General features: G+C 72.8%; 3 protein-coding genes. 1 reads left to right on the top strand and 2 read right to left on the bottom strand.

All coding sequences use genetic code 11. The annotated features are described in order from the left end of the window. Positions 1-19: 19 nt before the first annotated feature. Positions 20-1,129 (bottom strand): substrate-binding domain-containing protein, encoded by a 1,110-nt coding sequence (locus AB0G02_RS27785; protein WP_360799309.1) that lies wholly within the window; start codon positions 1,127-1,129, stop codon positions 20-22. 314 nt (positions 1,130-1,443) lie between these two features. On the opposite strand from AB0G02_RS27785, the gene AB0G02_RS27780 reads away from it, so the two are divergent. After that, a complete protein-coding gene (locus tag AB0G02_RS27780; protein WP_360799306.1) occupies positions 1,444-1,614 on the top strand; it encodes a hypothetical protein in 171 nt (56 codons plus the stop codon). A gap of 62 nt (positions 1,615-1,676) precedes the next feature. Here the strand turns inward: AB0G02_RS27780 and AB0G02_RS27775 are convergent, their stop codons facing one another. After that, positions 1,677-4,637 carry a glycine--tRNA ligase gene (locus AB0G02_RS27775; RefSeq protein ID WP_360799312.1) on the bottom strand — a complete coding sequence of 987 codons (2,961 nt, stop codon included), beginning with the start codon at positions 4,635-4,637 and terminating at the stop codon, positions 1,677-1,679. Positions 4,638-5,134: the final 497 nt, after the last annotated feature.

Genomic DNA, 5,134 nt, shown 5'->3' with positions numbered 1-5,134 from the left:
GGGCCGCGCCGGGCGCCGGCTAGTTGACCAGGATGCCCAGCTCGGCGCAGTCGGCCGCGGTGTCGCCCTCGCACAGCTGCGCGGGCTTGACCACGCTCTCGGCCACCAGCGTCCGCACGTTCTCCCGGGTGATCAGGTCGGCGCCGAGCAGCACCGACTTCACGTCCCGCTTCCCCACCAGGTCGCGGGTGTTGCCGGTGGCCAGGTCGTCGGCGCCGCTCAGGTCGCCGCGGGCCACCGCGATGGCCAGCCGCGCCGCCGCCTCGGCCTCGTCCCGGATCGGCTTGTAGACCGTCATGCACTGCTCGCCGCGCAGGATCGCGCGCAGGCCCTCGACCGTGGCGTCCTGACCGGTCACCGGCACCCGGCCGGCCAGGCCCTTGGCCCGCAGCACCTCGATCGCCGCGCCCGCCAGGCCGTCGTTGGCGGCGACGACGCCGTCCACCTGGCCGTTGCTGCCCGCGAGCATCTGCTCGAACGCGGCCTTGCCGATCAGCGGGTCCCACCGGTCGATGGGCTTGCTGTCGACCAGCTTCAACGCGCCGCTGTCGTACTTCGGGCCGAGCTTGCGGCGCTGGCCGTCGAAGAACATGGTCGCGTTGTTGTCCGTCGGTGCGCCCTGGAGCTCCAGGATCCGCGCGCCCGGCTTGTCGCCCAGGCACCTCATCAGGCCCTCGGCCTGCAGCTCCCCGACGTTGAGGTTGTCGAACGAGACGTAGTACTCGGCCAGGCCGCCGAGGCTGATCCGGTCGTAGTTGATGACCGGGATGTTCGCCTCCTTGGCCTTGCGCTCGACCTGCGCGCCGCCCTCGGGGCTCAGCGGGGTGGTCATCAGCACCTTCACCCCGCGGGCGATCATGCCGTCCGCGATGCTGGCGAACTTCGCCTCGTCACCGTCCGCGTTCTCGATCACGCCCTCGATGCCCGCGAAGTTGAGCGCCTGGAGGAGCAGCGGCGCGTCCTGCGCGTCCCACCGGTCGGACGAGTCCCGGTCCGGCAGGATCACGCCCACGACCGGCTTCGCCGCCTGGCTGCCCGTGGGCGGCGCGAGCGGGTCGACCGCCGTGCCGCAGGCGGCGGCGGACAGGACGAGGAGACCGCAGGACACGGCCGTGGCTAGCCTTCGCATTCGCCAACCCCTTGCACGGGCACCATCGAGGGTGGCCGACGGAAAATACGGAATGTCGCGGAATTCCAACCCCACGGACGCGGGTTCGTCAAGACGTAGCAACCCCGCAGCTCCGAATGGGCCGCTCCATTCGGCGTGTCGACCTCTGGAGAACATCGAACCCGCTGGTCGAACCGTTACAGAGGGCTACTAATCACGCTGTGCACCCGAATCGTCACGCTACTCGCAACTACGTAAGGGGACTCCCCTTCACACGATTTATGTGCGATGGTGTCGCGTGCCGAACCTTGGCCGGGTGTGTGAGGAGTAGCAGCGTGAGAATCGTCCCCGCAACGCTGGTGGCCGTGGCCGCAACGGCGTTGCTCGCCTTGGGCGCCGGGTCCGCCGCCGCCGAACAGGTCACGCCGGACCACACCGTCGCGGTCGACAGTTCGCAAGCACTGGCCCAGTCCCAGACGAGCGTCCTGGACAACCGCGACATGTAGCCACGCACGGCGATCCCCGCCCACCGGCTCGCCGGGGGCGGGGATCTTCGCACGCGTCCGGCTCAGCCCAGGGCGGTGCCCAGCGCCTGCCAGTCCAGCACCGGCGCGGCCAGGTCGCGGATCGCGGCCAGCAGCCCGAGCCGGGCCCGCCGCAGGTCCGGGTCCTCGGCCATCACCAGCACCTCGTCGAAGAACGTGTTGACCGGCCCGGTCAGCCCGGCCGCCGCGGCGGCGAACGCGGCCAGGCCCGTGACGCCCGCGGGCACGTCGGCCAGCGCCTCGTGCAACGCCACCTCGGCGGGTTCCACGAGCACCGCCGGGTCGTACTCGCCCACGGTGTCCGCCGGCACGATCCGCCGCACCCGCTGCAACGCCGCCACCAGCGCGGCGAAGTCCGGCTCCCCGGCCAGCCCGGTCAGCTCGGCCAACGTCGTGTCGGCCACCGCGGGCGCGTCGGCCAGCGGCAGCACGGCGTTGACGAACCGGTGGTCGTGCCCGGCGTCGAGCAACTGCTGCTCGTAGCGCCGCACGGCGAACTCGCGGGCGGTGTCCAGCGCGTCCGCCGAGACCTCCAGCCCCTGCTCCCCGACCTCCTGCGCGGCCAGCGCCAACGCCTTGGTCAGCGTGATGCCCTTCAACGCCGGGAACGCCCGCAGCACGCTCACCGCGCCCAGCGCCGCCCGGCGCAGCCCGAACGGGTCGGAGCTGCCGGTCGGGTTGGCCCCGATGCCGAACAGCCCGGCCAGCAGGTCGAACCGGTCGGCCAGCGACAGCAGCGCGCCGGGCGTGGACGACGGCAGCGCGTCACCCGCCGAGCGGGGCAGCTCCATCTCGTACAGCGCCAGCGCGACCTCCGGGGTCTCCCCCGCCCGCTCGGCGTACTCGCGGGCCATCACGCCGGCCAGGCTCGACAGCTCGATCACCATCTGCGAGCCCAGGTCGAACTTGACCAGCTCACCGGCCCGCGCCAGCGTCCCGTCGGCCGCGTCGACCTCCCCGGCCAGCCGGCGCGCGAGCGCCGCGATCCGGGCGGCGCGGTCGGCCATCGAGCCGAGCTTGTCCGCGAAGGTGAGCTTGTCCAGCCCGGCCTTCATGTCCTCCAGCGGCGTGCGCAGGTCGGCCCGCCAGAAGAACGCCGCGTCCTCGTACCGGGCGCGCAGCACGGCCTCGTTGCCCGCGCGGACCAGGTCGGCGTCCACGTCGCCGTTGGCGACCGCGACGAAGTGCGGCAGCAGCGAGCCGTCCCGGGCCCGCACGGGCAGGTAGCGCTGGTGCTTGCGCATCACCGTGGTGAGGATCTGCGCGGGCAGCTCCAGGTAGCGCTCCTCGAACGAGCCGAGGATCGGCGTCGGCCGCTCGACCAGGTTGGTGACCTCGTCCAGCACGCCCTCGAAGTCCACGACGCCGTCCACGGACGCCGCCAGCTCCTCCGCGCGCGCCACGATGGCGTCCCGCCGCCGCCGCGCCGAGGCCTCGATGCCGTGCCCGGCCAGGAAGTCCAGGTAACCGTCCGCCGTGGACACCTCCACCACGGGCACGTCGGCCGTGCGGTGCACACGGGTCTTCGGCTCGGCCGCCAGCGACGACACCGCGACCGGCACCGGCGTCGTGCCCAGCAGGGCGAGCAGCCAGCGGATCGGGCGGGTGAACGACAGCTTCGGGTCGTTCCACTTCATGTTCTTCTCGGCGCGCAGCTCGGACACCACCTCGCCGAGCAGCCCGCTGAGCACCTCGACCGCCCCGCGACCGGGGTCGGTGCGCACCAGTGCGACGTGCTCGACGCCGTTCTCGGTGACCCGGCCCAGCGCGTCGACGTCCACGCCCTGACCGCGGGCGAAGCCCTGCACGGCTTTGGTCGGGTTGCCGTCGGCGTCGAACGCGGCGGACACGCGGGGACCGCGCACGGTCTTCTCCGCGTCCGGCTCGCGCGGCGCGACGTCGGGCACCAGCACCACGACCCGGCGCGGGGTGCCGTGCACCTCGACCGCGCCGTGCGCCAGCCTGGTCGCGCCCAGCTTGTCCGCCACGGCCCTGCCGACCGCCTCGACGGTGCGGGTCACCTCGGCGGGCGGCAGTTCCTCCGTGCCGATCTCGAACAGCAGCGTCGCCGGCTCGTCGACCTCGGTGAACGTGTCGGGCAGCGTGGCCGCGGCGGGCACGTCGGCCGTGCCGAGCGGGTGGCCGAGCTCCTCGCGCCGCGCCGCCCACAGCCCGGCGACCTCGCGGGCCAGGCCGCGCATCCGGCCGAACGCGCGGGCCCGCTCGGTGGTGCTGATCGCCCCGCGCGCGTCGAGCACGTTGAACGCGTGGGAGCACTTCAGCACGTAGTTGTGCGCGGGCACGGGCAGGCGCGCGTCGAGCATCCGACGCGCCTCGGAGGCGTACTCCTCGAACAGCCGCTTGGTGGCCTCCACGTCGGCGTCGTCGAGGTAGTAGCGGCTCATCTCGTACTCGGCCTGGCCGAACGCCTCGCCGTAGGAGATGCCGGGCGCGTACGCGATGTCCTTGAAGTGGTCGACGCCCTGCAGTGCCATCATGATGCGCTCGATGCCGTAGGTGATCTCCACCGACACCGGGTCGAGCGACATGCCGCCCGCCTGCTGGAAGTAGGTGAACTGGGTGATCTCCAACCCGTCCAGCCACACCTCCCAGCCCAGGCCCCACGCGCCGAGGGCGGGCGAGGCCCAGTTGTCCTCCACGAACCGCACGTCGTGCGCCCGCACGTCGATGCCGAGCGCTTCGAGGCTGCCCAGGTACAGCTCCTGGGGGTTACCGGGGTCGGGCTTGAGGATGACCTGGAACTGGGTGTGGGTCTGCAACCGGTTGGGGTTCTCGCCGTACCGCGCGTCGTCGGGCCGCACGCTGGGCTCGACGTAGGACACGCGCCACGGCTCGGGACCCAGCACCCGCAGCACGGTGGCGGGGTTCAACGTACCGGCGCCGACCTCGGTGTTGTACGGCTGCACGACGACGCAGCCCCGTTCGGTCCAGTACCTGGTCAGCGCGAGCAGCGCATCCTGCATGGTCAGCACGGTGGCAGTCTACGAACGCGGCTTCGTCGACCTCACAATCGGGTAACCGACCTGGTCAGACCCGCCTCGGGCCGGTATCACCACGTCCGGCGGAGCGGCTGTGCGACGCTGGTGGCAACCCGGGGGCACCGCCATGCGTCCAAGGTGGCGAACCCGGGTACATGGGAGGAGTGGGAGTGGACAACCGGCCGCCGAGGCCAGGCGAACCCGATGGGTTCCGCAGGCGACCTGTTCCCCCTCGGAGTCCTTCCGCAGGCCAACCGCCGCGTGGCGCGCAACCGCCACCCCGGCGCTCCGACCAGGGGGGCCGGGGCGAGCCCCCGCGCCGCCCGACCGGTGAGCGCGGCGTGCCCCCGAGGCGACCGGTCGACCCCGGTGAGCGGCCCCGCGCGGGCAGGCCGGACGAGCGCGCCAGGCCGGACGAGCGCGCGTGGGCGGGCAGCGAGCCGACCGGTCGCCCCAAGCCCGGCGAGCGCTCCCGGCCCACC

Source organism: Actinosynnema sp. NPDC023658 (assembly GCF_040639995.1).
Taxonomy (GTDB): domain Bacteria; phylum Actinomycetota; class Actinomycetes; order Mycobacteriales; family Pseudonocardiaceae; genus Actinosynnema.
Note: the sequence above shows the minus strand (reverse complement) of the source record. Positions and strands in the feature narration are given on the sequence as shown.